Source organism: Micromonospora sp. WMMD735 (assembly GCF_049178995.1).
Classification (GTDB): domain Bacteria; phylum Actinomycetota; class Actinomycetes; order Mycobacteriales; family Micromonosporaceae; genus Micromonospora; species Micromonospora wenchangensis.
The window spans coordinates 6,043,485-6,059,378 of the sequence record NZ_JBMHMJ010000002.1 but is presented as its reverse complement, the minus strand read 5'-3'; the positions used below and the strand labels follow the sequence as shown (position 1 = coordinate 6,059,378).

At 74.0% G+C, this 15,894-nt stretch carries 14 protein-coding genes; 5 read left to right on the top strand and 9 right to left on the bottom strand.

The window, feature by feature from the left end:
- Positions 1–235 precede the first annotated feature (235 nt).
- From purE to ACN268_RS26600, 3 genes are all read right to left on the bottom strand, one after another.
- On the bottom strand, positions 236–727 hold the full coding sequence (gene purE / locus ACN268_RS26610; protein WP_204956508.1) for a 5-(carboxyamino)imidazole ribonucleotide mutase: 492 nt from the start codon (positions 725–727) through the stop codon (positions 236–238).
- Entirely contained in the window at positions 724–1,884 is a 1,161-nt protein-coding gene (locus ACN268_RS26605; protein ID WP_421485616.1) for a 5-(carboxyamino)imidazole ribonucleotide synthase, read from the bottom strand. The genes purE and ACN268_RS26605 overlap by 4 nt, the downstream gene beginning before the upstream one ends.
- Before the next feature lie 202 nt (positions 1,885–2,086).
- Positions 2,087–4,177, bottom strand: coding sequence for a thioredoxin domain-containing protein (locus ACN268_RS26600; protein WP_421485614.1), 2,091 nt, complete (start codon positions 4,175–4,177; stop codon positions 2,087–2,089).
- A 135-nt stretch (positions 4,178–4,312) separates the two neighbouring features.
- Between ACN268_RS26600 and ACN268_RS26595 the strand changes: the two genes are divergently transcribed.
- Positions 4,313–5,347, top strand: coding sequence for a phosphatidylinositol-specific phospholipase C domain-containing protein (locus ACN268_RS26595; RefSeq protein ID WP_421485613.1), 1,035 nt, complete (start codon positions 4,313–4,315; stop codon positions 5,345–5,347).
- Positions 5,348–5,516: 169 nt separating this feature from the next.
- On the opposite strand, the gene ACN268_RS26590 is transcribed toward ACN268_RS26595, so the two are convergent.
- From ACN268_RS26590 to mca, 3 genes are all read right to left on the bottom strand, one after another.
- The gene (locus tag ACN268_RS26590; protein ID WP_421487004.1) at positions 5,517–7,991 is read right to left on the bottom strand and encodes a putative bifunctional diguanylate cyclase/phosphodiesterase; all 2,475 of its coding nucleotides are present in this window, start codon (positions 7,989–7,991) and stop codon (positions 5,517–5,519) included.
- 242 nt (positions 7,992–8,233) lie between these two features.
- Positions 8,234–8,509, bottom strand: a complete 276-nt coding sequence (locus ACN268_RS26585; RefSeq protein ID WP_204928275.1) for a hypothetical protein — start codon at positions 8,507–8,509, stop codon at positions 8,234–8,236.
- A 50-nt stretch (positions 8,510–8,559) separates the two neighbouring features.
- Complete coding sequence (mca, locus tag ACN268_RS26580) at positions 8,560–9,441, bottom strand: mycothiol conjugate amidase Mca (RefSeq protein ID WP_421485611.1); 882 nt, start codon at positions 9,439–9,441, stop codon at positions 8,560–8,562.
- A 179-nt stretch (positions 9,442–9,620) separates the two neighbouring features.
- On the opposite strand from mca, the gene ACN268_RS26575 reads away from it, so the two are divergent.
- Together ACN268_RS26575 and greA are read left to right on the top strand one after the other, a co-directional pair.
- Positions 9,621–10,055 (top strand): DUF4307 domain-containing protein, encoded by a 435-nt coding sequence (locus ACN268_RS26575; protein ID WP_421485609.1) that lies wholly within the window; start codon positions 9,621–9,623, stop codon positions 10,053–10,055.
- 143 nt (positions 10,056–10,198) lie between these two features.
- The gene (gene greA, locus ACN268_RS26570; protein WP_204928278.1) at positions 10,199–10,699 is read left to right on the top strand and encodes a transcription elongation factor GreA; all 501 of its coding nucleotides are present in this window, start codon (positions 10,199–10,201) and stop codon (positions 10,697–10,699) included.
- Between the two features lie 62 nt (positions 10,700–10,761).
- On the opposite strand, the gene ilvA is transcribed toward greA, so the two are convergent.
- From ilvA to ACN268_RS26555, 3 genes are read right to left on the bottom strand one after another with little or no spacing between them, the layout of a single operon-like run.
- Positions 10,762–11,982 carry a threonine ammonia-lyase gene (gene ilvA / locus ACN268_RS26565; RefSeq protein ID WP_421485608.1) on the bottom strand — a complete coding sequence of 407 codons (1,221 nt, stop codon included), beginning with the start codon at positions 11,980–11,982 and terminating at the stop codon, positions 10,762–10,764.
- Entirely contained in the window at positions 11,979–13,415 is a 1,437-nt protein-coding gene (locus ACN268_RS26560) for an amidase (protein WP_204928280.1), read from the bottom strand. Before ACN268_RS26560 ends, ilvA begins: the two co-directional genes overlap by 4 nt.
- 17 nt (positions 13,416–13,432) lie before the next feature.
- Positions 13,433–14,572 carry a cystathionine gamma-synthase gene (locus ACN268_RS26555; protein ID WP_421485606.1) on the bottom strand — a complete coding sequence of 380 codons (1,140 nt, stop codon included), beginning with the start codon at positions 14,570–14,572 and terminating at the stop codon, positions 13,433–13,435.
- 112 nt (positions 14,573–14,684) lie between these two features.
- Between ACN268_RS26555 and ACN268_RS26550 the strand changes: the two genes are divergently transcribed.
- Both ACN268_RS26550 and msrA read left to right on the top strand, forming a co-directional pair.
- Positions 14,685–15,098, top strand: a complete 414-nt coding sequence (locus tag ACN268_RS26550; protein ID WP_421485604.1) for an HIT family protein — start codon at positions 14,685–14,687, stop codon at positions 15,096–15,098.
- A gap of 109 nt (positions 15,099–15,207) precedes the next feature.
- On the top strand, positions 15,208–15,867 hold the full coding sequence (msrA, locus tag ACN268_RS26545) for a peptide-methionine (S)-S-oxide reductase MsrA (RefSeq protein WP_421485602.1): 660 nt from the start codon (positions 15,208–15,210) through the stop codon (positions 15,865–15,867).
- The last annotated feature ends 27 nt before the right edge of the window (positions 15,868–15,894 follow it).

Genomic DNA, 15,894 nt, shown 5'->3' with positions numbered 1-15,894 from the left:
GCGGTCGTGGGCGGGCGCATCGCGGCCAGGGGTGGACCGGGCGATCACGCCCCGGCCGGAACAGCCCGGGGCCGAGCATGGTGATCGACTCGCTTGGGACGACGTTGCGGTATCGACGGGGCCGGATACCGCAACATCGGCCCCATTGCGCGGGCTGCCTGGCCCGAAGGGCGGCCCGCCCGGGGGCGGCCCCGCGCGGGGGCGGCCCCGCCTCGCGGGCGGTCCCGCCTCAGGGTCAGGTCAGGGAGGCGCGGAGGGCGGCGTCCTTCTCGGCGACCAGATCCTCCAGGTCAGCCTGGAAGGCGGTCATCCGGGCGCGCAGGGCCGGGTCGGTCGCGGCCAGGATGCGGACCGCGAGCAGGCCGGCGTTGCGGGCGTTGCCGATCGACACGGTGGCCACCGGGATCCCCGCCGGCATCTGCACGATGGACAGCAGCGAGTCCATCCCGTCCAGGTGCTTGAGCGGCACCGGCACCCCGATCACCGGCAGTGGGGTCACCGAGGCGACCATGCCGGGCAGCGCGGCGGCCCCGCCCGCCCCGGCGATGATCACCTTGAGTCCCCGGTCGGCGGCGTCGCGGCCGTACTCGATCATCTTGACCGGGGTGCGGTGCGCGGAGATCACCGCCACCTCGTACGGGACGTCGAACTCGTCCAGGGTGGCGGCGGCGGCCTTCATGACCGGCCAGTCCGAGTCGCTGCCCATGATCAGCCCGACGGTGCTCACCCGCGCCCCTCCCGCAGCCAGCGGGCGGCCCGCGCCGCCCGCGCCCGTACGTCGTCCAGGTCGTTGCCGAGCACCGTGACGTGCCCGATCTTGCGGCCGGGCCGGACCTGCTTGCCGTACAGGTGGACCCGGGCGCCCGGCTCGGCGGCGAAGAGGTGGTGCAGCCGCTCGTCGAGGGAGATCCCGCCCGGCTCACCGCCGAGCACGTTCGCCATCACCACCACCGGGGCGGCGAGCGAGGTGTCCCCCATCGGGTAGTCGAGCACCGCCCGCAGGTGCTGCTCGAACTGGGAGGTCCGGGCCCCCTCGATGGTCCAGTGCCCGGAGTTGTGCGGGCGCATCGCCAGCTCGTTGACGACCAGCCCGGTGTCGGTCTGGAACAGCTCCACCGCCAGCAGGCCGACCACGCCGAGCGCGGTGGCCAGGTCGATGGCGAGCTGCTGGGCGGCGACGGCGGACTCCTCCGCCAGGTCGGGCGCGGGGGCGAGCACCTCGACGCAGATCCCGTCCCGCTGCACGGTCTCCACCACCGGATAGACGGCGACCTGCCCGAACGGCGAGCGGGCCACCTGCACCGCCAGCTCCCGGCGCAGCGGCACCCGCTCCTCGACGAGCAGCGAGGTGCCCCCGGCGAGCAGGGTCGCGGCCAGTTCGGCGGCCTGCCCGGCGTCGTCGACCAGCCACACGCCGCGCCCGTCGTAGCCGCCCCGGGCCGCCTTGAGCACCACCGGCCAGCCGTGCTCCGCGCCGAAGGCGAGCAGGTCCGCCGGGTCGTCCACCGGCCGCCACGCCGGGTTGGGGGCACCGAGCGCGCCGAGCCGTTCCCGCATCACCCGCTTGTCCTGGGCGTGCAGCAACGCGTCGGCGGGCGGGAACAGCTTCACCCCCTCGGCGGCGAGGGTGCGGATGTGCTCGGTCGGGACGTGCTCGTGGTCGAAGGTGACCACGTCGCAGCCCTTGGCGAAGGTGCGCAGCGCGGCGACGTCGGTGTGGTCGCCGTACTGCACGTCGGCGGCGACGAGCGCGGCACCGTCGTCGGGGGCGAGCGCCAGCACACGCAGTGACTGGCCGAGGGCGATGGCGGCCTGGTGGGTCATCCGGGCCAGTTGGCCGCCACCCACCATGCCGACGACGGGCAGACCGGTACGGGAGTCCATAGCGCCGCCAGCCTAACCGGGCCGGCCCGCCGGCCGACCCGAGGGCCACCCGTCCCTGGCCGGGCGGCCGTGCACCCGACGGCCCGGAGCCCGGGCGGACCGCCGGAGGGACCGGGGTCAGGTGGATCCTCAGCGGGGAACGGCCGCCGGACGACGCAGGCCACTCCGGCGGCCGGCGGCCCGCCGGAGTAGGGCCGACCAGTCAGGTGAGCTGGGCGACCAGGTCGTCGACCGAGGTCACCGGCCGCTGGCAGACGAACCCCCGGCAGACGTACGCGGTGGGCCGCCCGTCGAGCAGCGGCCGGTCGGCGAGCAGCGGCACGCCTGGCTGGTCGGGCCGGCCGGCGACCACCACCGCGCCGGGTGGGGCGTGCCGGTGCGCGGCGGCGACCAGCGGGTCCCCGGCCGGGTCGTCGGTGACCACCGCGATCTCGTACGGCCCGGACAGCAGCGCCTCCCCGGTGGTGGCCGCGTACCCGGTGAACCGGGCGTGCCGGCCGACGATCGGCGCGACCGTCGACAGGGCCACCTCGGCCGCCTCCCGGTAGCGGGTCTCCCCGCTCAACGCCGCGTACGCGGTCAGCGCCGCCGCGATCGCCGACCGGCCCGACGGGGTGGCGTTGTCGGTCGGGTCGGCCGGCCGGGCGACCAGCCGTTCGGCGTCGTCGGCGGTGTCGTAGAACCCGCCGTCTCCGGCCGCGAACCGGGCCAGCGCGACGTCGAGCAGGCCACCGGCCAGTTCCAGCCAGCGTCCCTCGCCGGTGAGCTGGTGCAGCGCGCAGAACGCCTCGGCGACGCAGCCGTAGTCCTCCAGCACGCCGGCCGGTTCGCCGACGACGCCGTCGCGGGAGGCCCGCCGCAGCCGACCGTCGACCAGGTGCACGTCGGCCAGGTGGGTGGCGGCGTCGCGCAGCGCCCCGTCGGCGACGATGGCGATCCCGTCCATCAGGTTGGCGTCCTCGTCGTCGGAGGTCACCCGGACCGCGACGACCTGGAGGAACTCGACGAGCGCGGTGATCGCCAGGCCGTTCCAGGCGGCCACCACCTTGTCGTCGCGGGCCGGTTGGGGGCGGGTGTCCCGGGCGGCCAGCAGCCGGCCCACCACGCTGCGCCAACGGTCCCTGATCTCCGGGTCGGCGTCGTCGACGTCCCGGGCCAGCCGCAGCACGCTGGTGCCGGCGGTGCCGTGCCCGGCCGCGTCCGCGCCACCGTCCGACCCGGCGGCCGGGCGGGGTTCGAAGGTGCCGACCTCGGTGACGTCGAACAGGTCGGCGGCGAAGCGGCCGTCGTCCTCGCCGAGCACCGCGACGAGCTGCGCCGGGGTCCAGACGTAGGTGAGGCCCTCCACCCCGTCGGTGTCGGCGTCGAGCGCGGAGGCGAAACCCCCGCCGGGGCGGTGCAGTTCGTCGGCGAGGAAGCGGGCGGTGTCCCGGGCCACCCGGCGGGCCAGCGGGTCGCCGGTGAGCCGCCACAGCTGGGTGTAGACCCGCAGCAGCAGGGCGTTGTCGTAGAGCATCTTCTCGAAGTGCGGCACCGTCCAGTGGGCGTCCACCGAGTAGCGGGCGAACCCGCCGGCGAGCTGGTCGTGCAGGCCACCCCGGGCCATCGCCTCGGCGGTGTGCCTGACGATCTCCAGGCTGCGCGCCGAGCCGGTCCGTCGGTGGTGCCGGAGCAGGAACAGCAGGTTCATGTGCGGCGGGAACTTCGGTGCGCCCCCGAAGCCGGCGTTGGTCTCGTCGTACTCGGCGGCGAGCTGGTCGGCGGCGGCGTCGAGCAGTCCGGCGGTGAGCGGGGCGGTGGGACCGCCGACGGCCTGGGCCCCGCCGATCGCCTCGACCACCGCGGCCCCCTGCCGCAGTACGGCCTCCCGCTGCTCCCGCCACGCGGTGCCGACCGACTCCAGCAGCCTGACGAAGTTGGGCTTCGGGAAGTAGGTGCCGCAGAAGAACGGCGTGCCGTCGGGGGTGGCGAAGACCGTCATCGGCCACCCGCCCTGGCCGGTCATCGCCTGGGTGGCGGTCATGTAGACGGCGTCGACGTCGGGCCGTTCCTCCCGGTCCACCTTGACCGCCACGAAGCCGGCGTTGACCAGCGCGCCGACCGTCTCGTCCTCGAACGACTCGTGGGCCATCACGTGGCACCAGTGGCAGGCGGCGTAGCCGACCGAGATGAGCACCGGGACGTCGCGTCGTTTCGCCTCGGCGAACGCCTCGTCGCACCACGGCCACCAGTCGACCGGGTTGTCGGCGTGCTGGAGCAGATACGGCGAGGTGGCCTGGGCGAGTCGGTTCACCCGACGACCCTATCCACCGCCGGGCGCACCCGCCGGGGCAACCGTCCCGCCGGAACCGGGCCTTCCCTCGTTCACATTCATCGTCTTTGATCTGTGCGGGTGCGGTGATCGGCACCGCCCTGCGAGGAGGTACCCATGCGCGGTTCCCGTCTCCTGTCGGCACTCACGTCGGTCGCGGTGGTCGCGGCGGTGTTCAGCACCGCCGCTCCCGCCTCGGCCGCCGTGGACCCCGGCACCCGGGTCTCGGCGACCACCGTGGTCGGCACGCACAACGCGTACGAACGCGGGACGTACACCTATCTGGCGCAGGCGCTCGACGCCCGCCCCGGAATGATCGAGCTGGACGTCTGGCCGGACATCATCACCAAGCAGTGGCGGGTCAGCCACTCCAACCCGCTGGGCAACGACAACAACTGCGTCGCCGCCACCACCCCCGCGCAGCTCTACACCGGCACCCGCAACAAGAATCTGGAAAACTGCCTGGACGACATCCGGCTCTGGTTCGACGCCCACCCCGACGCCGGGCCGCTCCAGCTCAAACTGGAGCTGAAGACCGGCTTCAGCAGCCGTACCGGGCAGGGGCCGGTGCAGCTCGACGCGGTGCTCGCCGCCCGGCTGGGCAGCCGGGTGTTCCGCCCCGCCGACCTGCGCGGCGGGTACGCCACCCTGGACGCCGCCGCCCGCGCGAACGCCTGGCCGACGCGGGGGCAGCTCGCCGGGAAGGTGATCGTGGAGCTGATCCCCGGCACCGTCGAGGAGGGCAATCCCACCGACACCCTCTGGACCGACATCGAGTACGCCCAGCACCTGGCCGGCCTGTCGGCGGCCGGCACCCTCGGTCAGGCGCAGGCGTTCCCGGCGGTGCACCGGGCCCAGTCCGGCGACCCGCGCACCAGGTACGCCGACACCAGCCTGCGCCCGTGGTTCGTCCTGTTCGACGGTGACGCCAGCGCGTACGTCACCGGGGGCATCGACACCTCCTGGTACGACACCAACCACTACCTGCTGGTGATGACCGACGCGCAGAACGTCCCCCCGGCGGTCGGCAACACCGACGTCACGGCCGCCCGCGCCCGTCTCGCCCAACTCGCCGCCGCCCACGCCAGCGTCGCGTCGGCCGACTGGGCGGCGATGCCCACCGTCGTCGGCGAGGTGGTCTCCCGGGGCTGACCGACCCGCCACGCCCGCCCCGGACCGGCCGGCGCTGCTCACCATGTCGCCGATGTAGCGGTATCCCGGTGCCGGGATACCGCTACATCGGCGCCCTTGAGTCGATCACGACCGACCGACCGACCGTGCCGGCGGGCGGGGCCGCGCCGGCCTGCGGGGTGCGGCGCGGTCAGGAGACGCCGTCGGCGCGCAGCGGGAAGACGTTCGACTCGGCGGAGTCACGCAGCGAGCCGAGCACCGCGCCGATCTTGTCGGCGGGCATCGGCTTGAAGAAGTGGTAACCCTGGGCGGCGGTGCAGCCCAACGCGACCAGCGCGGCCCGCTGCTCGGCCGTCTCCACCCCCTCGGCGACCACCCGCAACCCCAGCTCGTGGGCGAGCCCGACGGTGGCCCGGACGATCGCCGCCGCCTCCGGCGAGTCGGCCATCCGGATCACGAAGGAGCGGTCCACCTTCAGCTCGTCCACGGCGATCCGGGTCACGAACGACAGCGACGAGAAGCCGGTGCCGAAGTCGTCGACGGCCAACTGGACGCCCATCCTGCGCAGGTTCGCCAGCACCTCGTCGATCACCTCCAGCTCGCTCATCACCACCGTCTCGGTGATCTCCAGAACCAGCTTGTGCGGCGGCACCTGGTGCCGGCGCAGCGCGTCGGCGATCTCCGCCGGCAGCCGGGGGTCGAGCAGACTGCGCGCCGAGAGGTTCACCGAGATCGGCACGTCCAACCCGTCCCGGGCCCACCCGGCGGCGACCGACAGCGCCTTGTCCAGCACGTACCGGGTGAAGGTGCCGAGCTGTTCGCTGTTCTCCACCGGGCGGATGAAGTCGGCCGGGCCGAGCCAGCCCCGCCGGGGATGCTGCCAGCGGATCAGCGCCTCCACCCCGGTCGGTGCGCCGGTGGCCAGGTCGACCGCCGGTTGCAGGGCCAGCACCAGCTGGTCGTCGGCCTGCAACGCCTCCCGCAGCTCGGCCAGCAGGGCCAACTGGTCGGTGCTGGCGGCGTCCCGGGTGCTGTCGTACGCGGCGACGCTGCCGCCGCCCTCCTTCGCCTGGTACATGGCGATGTCGGCCCGGCGCAGCAGCTCGGTCAGGTCGGCGGTGCCCGCCCCGGCCACCACCACCCCCACCGAGACCTCCACCGACATCCGCACCCCGGCCACCTCGGTCGGCGCGGCCAGCCGCTCGGCGATCTCCCGGGCCTGCCGCAGCGCGTACGCCATCGGGGCGGCCCGGTCGCCGATCACCGGCACCGACGTCAGCAGCAGCGCGAACTCGTCGCCACCGAGGCGGGCGAGCAGGTCACCGGGACGGGCCAGGGTGCCCAGCCGGTTGCCGGTGAGCCGCAGCAACTGGTCACCGGCGGCGTGCCCGAGGGTGTCGTTGACCTCTTTGAACTGGTCGATGTCGAGCAGCAGCAGGGCCACCGGGTGGTCGTGGGCGAGCTGCCGCAACGCCTGGTCACCCTTGCTCAGCATGGCCGTGCGGTTGGCCAGCCCGGTCAACGCGTCGTGCACCGCGTCGTACGACGAGCGGGCGCTGACCAGCCGCAGCTCCCGGTGGGTGGCCGCGTCGTGCAGGGCGGCGGCCAGGGCGTCGGAGTACGCCGCCAGCGCGTCCCGTTCCCGGTCGTCGGGCGGCCCGGAGACGGGGAACCGGACCCGGATCTGCCCGACCTGGACGTCCCCGACGGCCAGCGGCCTGACGAGTTCGTGGGCGTCCGGGGCCGCCCCCGTGGGTGGCCCGGCCTGCCGGTCGCGGACGCGGCCCGACGAGTCACCCCGGTAGCGCCGCCACCGGCCGTCCCCCCGGACCACGTCGACGTCGACCAGGTCCGCGCCGAACAGGGCCAGCGCCCCGGTCACCGCGGCGGTGGCCACCCCCCGCTCGTCGAGCTGGTTGAGGGCGGCGGTGGCCTCGGCGAACGCGCGCCAGGTGCGCTGTTCCTGGTCGGCGCGCAGCCGGTGCCGGTAGGTCTGCTGGAGCAGCCAGAGCAGCGGCGGGAGCAGCAGCAGCCAGCGCGGGTCGATCTCCAGCAACGCGACCACGACCAGCCCGACCAGCACGTTTCCGACGAACATGAGCACCTTGCCGCGCAGCGCGACGAGCAGTGCCGGGCCGACCGCCACCCCGTGCCGCAGGGCCAGGGTGGCCCCGCCCAGCCCGGCGGTGGTGAGCAGGTAGGTGACCGCACCGGCGACGAGGGCGGGTACGAGCGTCGGGGTGGGACCGGCCAGGAACGGCTCACCCAGCGCGGTGGCGACGACCACGGCGAGCGCGGTGGCCGCGGTCAGCGCGGCGGCGATCCGGACCAGCTCCACCGGGGGGCGACGGTCGGCGGCCAGCGACATCGCCGTCCAGGCCGCGCCGGTGCCGAGCAGCGCGGCGGCCGGCAGCCAGCCGGCCGGCGCCAGGTAGAGGCAGACGATCAGGGCGGCCTCGCCCCAGGTGATGCTCACCATGCCGGTGGCGGTGCGGAACCGTAGCCGGGCGAGCTGGGCCAGGGCGAACACGGCGACGACGATGCCGAACCGGGCGACGGCCGGGAGCGGGTCGTCGGCCGGCAGGGCGGTGGGCAGGCGCAGGCCGACCAGCACCGCCACCAGGGCGGTCACCGCCACGGCGAGGGTGAGGACGCGCACCCGCAGCGGAGTCTCCGGCGGCGTCGACCCGTCGTCGGACGCGCCGGCCCTGCCGGAGGTCACCGCCCGGCTCCGTCCGCGGGGCCGTCGACGGCGCGACGGACGAACGCGGCTACGACGGTCATGGCACCCCCTCCCGCGCACGGCTCAGGGACTTACGTCCCCCGGCGGAAGGCTAAGCCAATCCGGGTGGCCGCAACAGGGGGCGACGACCCGGATCGGCGTGATTCACGCTTCGGTCACCCCACTCAGGGCTGCTGGTGGCCGCTGGACGGGTTCGTACGTGATTCCTGCCCCGTCGTCCCGTCCGACGGGCCGGTGGCCGACGAATCGGTCCCGACCGGACCACCCTGGTGGGGGAACCGTTCGGGCAGCCGGCGCAGCCGGGCGTTCATGTTGCGGATGAGCAGGACGGTGGCGGTGCCGAGGAGCACGATGAGGAAGAGGCCCATCGGCCCGGCCAGGCCGCCCGTGCGGGTGTCCCCGAAGTTGTTCTCCGCGAGCACCTGGACAGCGTTCAGCATGGTGTCTTCTCCGATGTGCGGTGGAGTGTCAGCGTAGCCCCGCACCCCGGTCAGCCGGCATGGACGGCTTCGCGTACCCCGGCGAACAGGTCGGATTCCGGCAGCGGGGAGTCGACCGTCGAGCGGACGAGCTGGAAATCCTCGGTCGGCCAGGCGCGCTGCTGCAGCTCCATCGGCACGTGGAACCAGAAGCCGTCCGGGTCGACCTGGGTGGCGTGGGCGCGCAGGGCGTCGTCACGGACCGGGAAGTACTCGGCGCACTCGACCCGGGTGGTGATCCGGGTGCCCTTGTCCGGCCGCTCGTCCCACCGCTTGAGCCACTCGTCGTACGGCGAGGTGAGGCCGGCGGCCAGCATGCCCTCGTGCAGGGCGGTGATCTTGCCCTTGGAGAAGCCGATGTCGTAGTAGAGCTTCAACGGCTGCCAGGGCGTGCCCAGCTCGGGGTAGCGGTCGGGGTCGCCGGCCGCGTCGAACGCCGCCACGCTGACCTTGTGGCACATGATGTGGTCGGGGTGCGGGTAGCCGCCGTCCTCGTCGTAGGTGGTGACGACGTGCGGACGGAACTCCCGCATCAGCTTCACCAGCGGCCCGGCCGCCACCTCGACGTCCTGGAGGGCGAAGCACCCCTCGGGCAGCGGCGGCAACGGGTCGCCCTCGGGCAGGCCCGAGTCGACGAAGCCCAGCCAGGCCTGCTCGACGCCGAGGATGGCCCGCGCGGCGTCCATCTCGGCCCGCCGGATCTCGCCGATGTCGGCCCACACCTCGGGGCGGTCCAGCTTGGGGTTGAGCACACTGCCCCGCTCACCGCCGGTGCAGGTCACGACCAGCACGTCCACCCCCTCGGCGACGTACTTCGCCATGGTGGCGGCGCCCTTGCTGGACTCGTCGTCCGGGTGTGCGTGCACGGCCATGAGACGCAGCTTCTCTGCCAACGTGGGCGCTCCTCGTCTGTGCCCGTCGGCGGCCCGCTCCGGGTCGCTCGCCCGACCTGCCGTGGTGACCTGCCGGCGCGGTTGCCGACCTGCCGGGCCGTGCTCGGCCCCGGGCTGGGAAGATGGACCCTGTCATTCTTGCCGATGCCGCCGACAACAACGCCAGGAGATACCCGCCGGTGACCGAGACGCACGCCACAGTTCCCTCGGCCGCGCCGGTGTTCCCGCCCGGCCGGTACGGACGCCGACGGGAGCCCGAGCGCCGTCGTCCCCTGCTGCGCTGGGTGCTGGCGGCGGTCCTGATCGCCGGGTTGGTGCTGGCCTCGACGCAGCTCTACCAGCGCTACGGCGACCCGGAGTACAAGCCCGAGGTGATCACCTACGCCGACGTCGACGACACCGGCGTCCGGGTCGACTTCCGGGTGACGGTGCCCGCGGGTGGCGCGGCGGTGTGCCTGGTCCGGGCCCGCTCGCACGCCGGGGCCGAGGTGGGCCACGAGGAGGTCACCGTGACCGCGGCCCCCGGCCAGCGGCACGTCACCACCCGGCACCGGGTCACCACCACCGAACGCCCGTTCATCGGCGAGGTCGTCCGCTGCCGTCCGGCCGGCTGAGCGGCGACGGGACCGGGTCCCGCGTCGCGGCGGGCCGCCGTCGGCGTCGCCCGACCGGGTGATCGACGACGCCCGGGAGTGCGGGCCACTGGTAGGTTGGTAAGTCACCTGTCAGCCAGCACGCACATCCGAGGAGTACGCCTGTGTCCACCAATGACCACAAGGCGCCCGCCACCTGGCTGTCCCAGGACGCGCACGACCGCCTCCAGGCCGAGCTCGACGAGCTGATCGCCAACCGGCCGGTCATCGCCGCCGAGATCAACGCCCGGCGGGAAGAGGGCGACCTGCGGGAGAACGGCGGCTACCACGCCGCCCGCGAGGAGCAGGGCAAGGCCGAGGGCCGCATCCTCTACCTCAAGGAGCTGCTGCGCACCGCCCAGGTCGGCGAGGCGCCGACGGCCGACGTGGTGTCGCCCGGCATGGTCGTGACGATCTACTTCGACGACGACGAGGGCGACACCGAGACGTTCCTGCTCGGGTCGCGGGAGATCGCCGCCACCACCGAGCTGACGGTCTACAGCCCCGAGTCGGCGCTCGGCAAGGCCATCCTGGGCGGTCGCCCCGGTCAGGCGTGCACCTACACCGCGCCCAGCGGGGCGGACATCAAGGTGACCATCGTCAGCTTCGAGCCGTTCTCCGGCTGAGCCGCACCGCCGCCGGGTCCACCGGACCCGGCGGCGTCGTCCCCCGGTACGCCGCCTCCGCCTCACGCCTCGGCCGTGAGGACCACCTGGTAGCCGCTCGCCCGTAGGGCGCTGATCAGCGTGTCGGAGTGCTCGACGCCCCGGGTCTCCACCGACAGGGCCACCTCCACCTCGCCGAGCCGCAGGTGCGGGTTGGCCCGCTGGTGCTCCACGTCGACCACGTTCGCCCGGTGCTCGGCGATCTCGGTGAGCAGCGAGGCGAGCTGACCGGGCCGGTCCGAGCAGCGGACGGTGACCCGCAGGTAGCGGCCGGCGGCGGCGAGGCCGTGCTCGATCACCCGCATCATCAGCAGCGGGTCGATGTTGCCGCCGGAGAGCACCGCCACCGTCGGGGTCCGTACCTGCACCGCCCCGGCGAGCAGCGCGGCCACCCCGACCGCCCCGGCCGGCTCGACCACCTGCTTGCCCCGTTCCAGCAGCATCAGCAGCGCCCGGGAGATGTCCTCCTCGGCGACGGTGACCATCTCGTCGACGAGCTTGCGGACGTGGTTGAAGGTGATCTCCCCGGGCCGGCCGACCGCGATGCCGTCGGCGATCGTGGCGAACGCCGGCAGCCGGACGGGTTCCCCGGCGGCCAGGGAGGGCGGGAAGGCGGCGGCGCTCTCCGCCTGGACGCCGATGATCCGCACGTCGGGCCGCAGCGCCTTCGCGGCCACCGCCATCCCGGAGATCAGGCCGCCACCGCCGACCCCCGTGATGATCGTCTCGACCTCGGGGCACTGTTCGAGGATCTCCAGCGCGACGGTGCCCTGCCCGGCGATCACGTCCGGATGGTCGAACGGGTGGATGAACACCGCGCCGGTCCGCTCCGCGAAGGTCTGCGCGGCCACCAGCGACTCGTCGACGGTGTTGCCGATCAGCTCGATCCGCGCGCCGTACCCCTTGGTGGCGGCCACCTTCGGCAGCGGCGCGTTCACCGGCATGAACACGGTGGCGTGGGTGCCGAGCAGGCCGGCGGCGAGCGCCACCCCCTGGGCGTGGTTGCCGGCGCTGGCCGCGACCACGCCCCGGTCCCGCTCGGCCGCCGACAACCGGGAGATCCGCACGTACGCGCCGCGCACCTTGTACGAGCCGGCGCGTTGCAGGTTCTCGCACTTGAGCCACACCGGCCCGGACAGTGCCGCGCTCAACGGCCGGGACGGCTCCAGCGGGGTGGTCCGGGTGACCCCGGCGAGCAGCTCCCGGGCGGCCCGTACGTCGGCGAGGTCGACCAGTTCCGTCATGCCCCGATCGTGCCACCAGCCCTCGGCCCGACGGCCGGGGAGGGCGTGTCGACCCGGGGATAGCCGGGGGCGTGCCGGGCCCACGGGGCCTGCATCTCGAACTGCCCGGCCACCCCGAGCAGCAGCAGCTCCGAGCCGGGCGGGCCGACCAGTTGCGCGGCGACCGGCAGGCCGTCCGGGCGGCGGCCCACCGGCACCACGATCGACGGCAGGCCGGCGACGTTCCACGGGGCGGCGAACGGGGCGTACCGGATGTTGGTCCGCATGTTCGCCAGCCAGGAACGGCCGGACCAGGAGGTGGCCTCCGGCGGCGGCCCGGCCAGCGCCGGGGTGAGCAGCAGGTCGATCCCGTGGTCGGTGAAGAAGCCGACGGAGCGGTCCCGCCAGGCGGCCCGGTCGGCCTCCCGCACGTACCCCCGGCGCTGCGCCCACTCCCCCAGCGCGACGTGCCGGCGGCTGCGTCGTTGCAGGCCACGCCGGTCGATGCCGGCGGCCCGGACGTCGGACGCGGCGGCGGCGAGCCAGGTGGCGATGCCCTGGAGGCCGAGCGCGGTCGGGTAGACCGGGTCGGCGGGCACGGTGTCGTGGCCGGCGGCGGCGAGCAGCCGGCCGGCGGCGGCCACCGCGTCCCGGTTGGGGGCGTCCGGGGCGACGCCGCGCACCGGGGAGCGCAGCGACACGCCGACCCGCAGCCGGGGCGGCGGGACGAGTTTGTCGGGGCGACGCCCGGCGAGCACCTGGAAGCCGACGGCGGCGTCGGCGACGGTGGTGGTGAGCATGCCGTGCTCGGTCAGCCCGAACCAGTCCTCCGCGCCGAGCTGGCACGGGACCACGCCCCGGCCGGGCTTGAGCCCGACCAGGCCGCAGCAGGCGGCCGGGATGCGGATCGAGCCGAGCCCGTCGTTGCCGTGCGCGATCGGCACCAGCCCGGCCGCGACCGCCGCGGCGGCGCCGCCGGAGGACCCCCCGGGGGTGTACCGCAGGTCCCACGGGTTACGGGTGACGGCGGTCGCGTCGTCGGTGATCGCCCAGAGTCCCAGCTCCGGCATCCGGGTCACCCCGAGGATCACCGCGCCCGCGCCGCGCAGCCGGCGCACCACCTCGTGGTCGGCCTCCGCCACCGCGGTACGCGCGGCGACCGACCCGTTCCAGGTGGGCAGGCCGGCGACCGGGGTGTTCTCCTTGACCGCCACCGGCACCCCGGCGAGCGGGAGGTTGGCCAACTCCTCCTGCTCGTCGACCTTCTCCGCCTCGGTGATCGCCTCGCCGCCCCGGACCACCCGGAACGCGGACAGTGCGCCGTCGACCCGGCCGACGTGGTCCAGGTGGTCGGCGACGACCTGGGTGGCGGAGACGTCGCCCCGGCGTACCCCCCGGGCGATCTGCTTGGCGGTCGCCCCCACCCAGGTCGGCATGATGTCCTGCACGGCCACCTCTTCCCAGCCCGCGGTCAGCCCAGCGCCTGCTCCAGATCGGCGAGCAGGTCGTCGACCGTCTCGATGCCGACAGACAGTCGCACGAGATCGCCGGGAACTTCAAGCGGCGAGCCGGCAGCACTTGCGTGTGTCATCCGGCCCGGGTGCTCGATCAGCGACTCCACCCCGCCGAGCGACTCGGCGAGGACGAACAGCCGGGCCCGGTTGCAGACCTGCACGGCGTGTTCCTCGCCCCCGGCGGCCCGGAAGGAGATCATCCCGCCGAACCGGCGCATCTGCTTGGCGGCCACCTCGTGCCCGGGGTGCGACGGCAGGCCCGGGTAGATGACCTGGGCGACCTTCGCGTGCCCGTCGAGGAAGGCGGCGATCCGTTCGGCGTTGTCGCAGTGCCGGTCCATCCGTACCCCGAGGGTCTTGATGCCGCGCAGGGTGAGCCAGGCGTCGAACGGGCCGTTGATCGCGCCCATCGCGTTCTGGTGGTAGCGCAACTCGTCGCCGAGGGTCGGATCGGCGACGATCAACGCGCCACCGACCACGTCGGAGTGCCCGCCGACGTACTTGGTGGTGGAGTGCACCACCACGTCCGCGCCGTGCGCGAGCGGCTGCTGCAGGTACGGCGAGGCGAACGTGTTGTCGACCGCCAGCAGCGCCCCGGCCTCGTGCGCGATCCCGGCCAGGGTGGCGATGTCGGCGATGCCGAGCAGCGGGTTCGTCGGCGTCTCCACCCAGACGATCTTCGTCTCGGGGCGGATCGCGGCCCGGACCGCGTCCACGTCGGAGACCTTCGCCGGGGTGTACGTCAGCCCCCACCGCTCGGCGACCCGGGCGAACAGCCGGTACGTGCCGCCGTACGCGTCGTCGGGGATCACCACGTGGTCGCCGGGCGAGCAGACCGTCCGCAGCAGGGTGTCCTCGGCGGCCAGGCCGCTGGCGAAGGCGAGCCCGACCCGGCCCCCCTCCAGCGCGGCCAGGCACTCCTGGAGGGCGTCGCGGGTGGGGTTGCCGGAGCGGCTGTACTCGTAGCCCTGCCGGGGCGCGCCGACGGCGTCCTGGGCGTACGTGCTGGTCTGGTAGATCGGGGGGATCACCGCGCCGGTGCGGGCCTCCGGGTCCTGGCCGGCGTGGATGGCGAGCGTCTCGAAGCCGTGACTCATCCCGCAGACGTTAGTCCGCCGCCCCCACCGGTCGGCCGGAACCCGTCCCGGCTCACCCGCGCCTGCGCCCCGACGCGTGGTGGGTGGGCGCGTGGGGCTTTAGGCTGCGCGGGTGAGCGGGTGTGTGTTCTGTCAGATCGTGGCCGGGGAGGTGCCGGCGTTCCGGGTGGCCGACGAGCCGGACGGGGTGGCGTTCCTGGACACCCGGCCCGTGTTCAAGGGGCACGTCCTGGTGGTGCCCCGCGCCCACCTGGTCACCCTGACCGACCTGCCGGCGGCCGACCTGCCCGGCTACTTCGGCCTGGTGCAACGCCTGGCGGCGGCCGTGGAATCCGGTCTGGGGGCCGGCGGCACGTTCGTGGCGATGAACAACCGGGTGTCCCAGTCGGTGCCGCACCTGCACACCCACGTGGTGCCGAGGACCAAGGGCGACGGCCTGCGCGGTTTCTTCTGGCCGCGCACCCGCTACGCCGACGACGCCGAGGCCGACTCCTACGCCGGGCGGGTCGCCGCCGCCCTGGCCTGAGACCCGCCGATATTCGGCGGGGCCCGGGGGCGAGAGCCGGGACGCAGCGGGTAAGGAAGCCGGGCCCGCCGGTGTTGCATGCGGGGAGAGGTACGAGAGGAGTTCCACCGTGTTCCTTCGCCGCATGAAGGCCGAGATGATCAGCCCCGACCAGGCCCTGCCCGGCCGCCCGATCGCGATGCCGATCGGGGACCGGCACGAGGTGCTGCCGTCGTCGCTGAAGGGCCCGTTCCCGGAGGGTGCCCGGGTCGCCGTGTTCGGCATGGGGTGCTTCTGGGGTGCCGAGCGGCTGTTCTGGACCCTGCCGGGGGTGCTGACCACCTCGGCCGGTTACGCGGGCGGCTACACCGCCAACCCGACGTACGAGGAGGTGTGTTCGGGGATGACCGGGCACGCCGAGGTGGTCCAGGTGGTCTACGACCCCGCCGTGATCAGCTACGAGGACCTGCTCAAGGTGTTCTGGGAGAACCACGACCCGACCCAGGGCATGCGCCAGGGCAACGACGTCGGCAGCCAGTACCGCTCGACGATCTACACCACCAGCGACGAGCAGCTGGCCACCGCGCAGGCGTCCCGGGACGCGTTCGCGCCGATCGTGGCGCGGGCCGGCAAGGGTGAGATCACCACCGAGATCGCCCCGCTGGGCGACTACTTCTTCGCCGAGGACTACCACCAGCAGTATCTCGCCCCGACGAAGAACCCGAACGGCTACTGCAACCACGGTCCCAACGGCATGACTTGTCCAGTTGGCGTGGCCAAGACCGCCTGATCCCTTCGTTCCCGCCAGCCGCAGGGC

Bases quoted from the DNA above. Each gene is read 5' to 3' on its own strand.
- ACN268_RS26555 (WP_421485606.1), bottom strand. From the start codon at position 14,572: ATGAGTCACGGCTTCGAGACGCTCGCCATCCACGCCGGCCAGGACCCG.
- ACN268_RS26595 (WP_421485613.1), top strand. From the start codon at position 4,313: ATGCGCGGTTCCCGTCTCCTGTCGGCACTCACGTCGGTCGCGGTGGTC.
- ACN268_RS26585 (WP_204928275.1), bottom strand. From the start codon at position 8,509: ATGCTGAACGCTGTCCAGGTGCTCGCGGAGAACAACTTCGGGGACACC.
- ACN268_RS26605 (WP_421485616.1), bottom strand. From the start codon at position 1,884: ATGGACTCCCGTACCGGTCTGCCCGTCGTCGGCATGGTGGGTGGCGGC.
- ilvA (WP_421485608.1), bottom strand. From the start codon at position 11,982: ATGACGGAACTGGTCGACCTCGCCGACGTACGGGCCGCCCGGGAGCTG.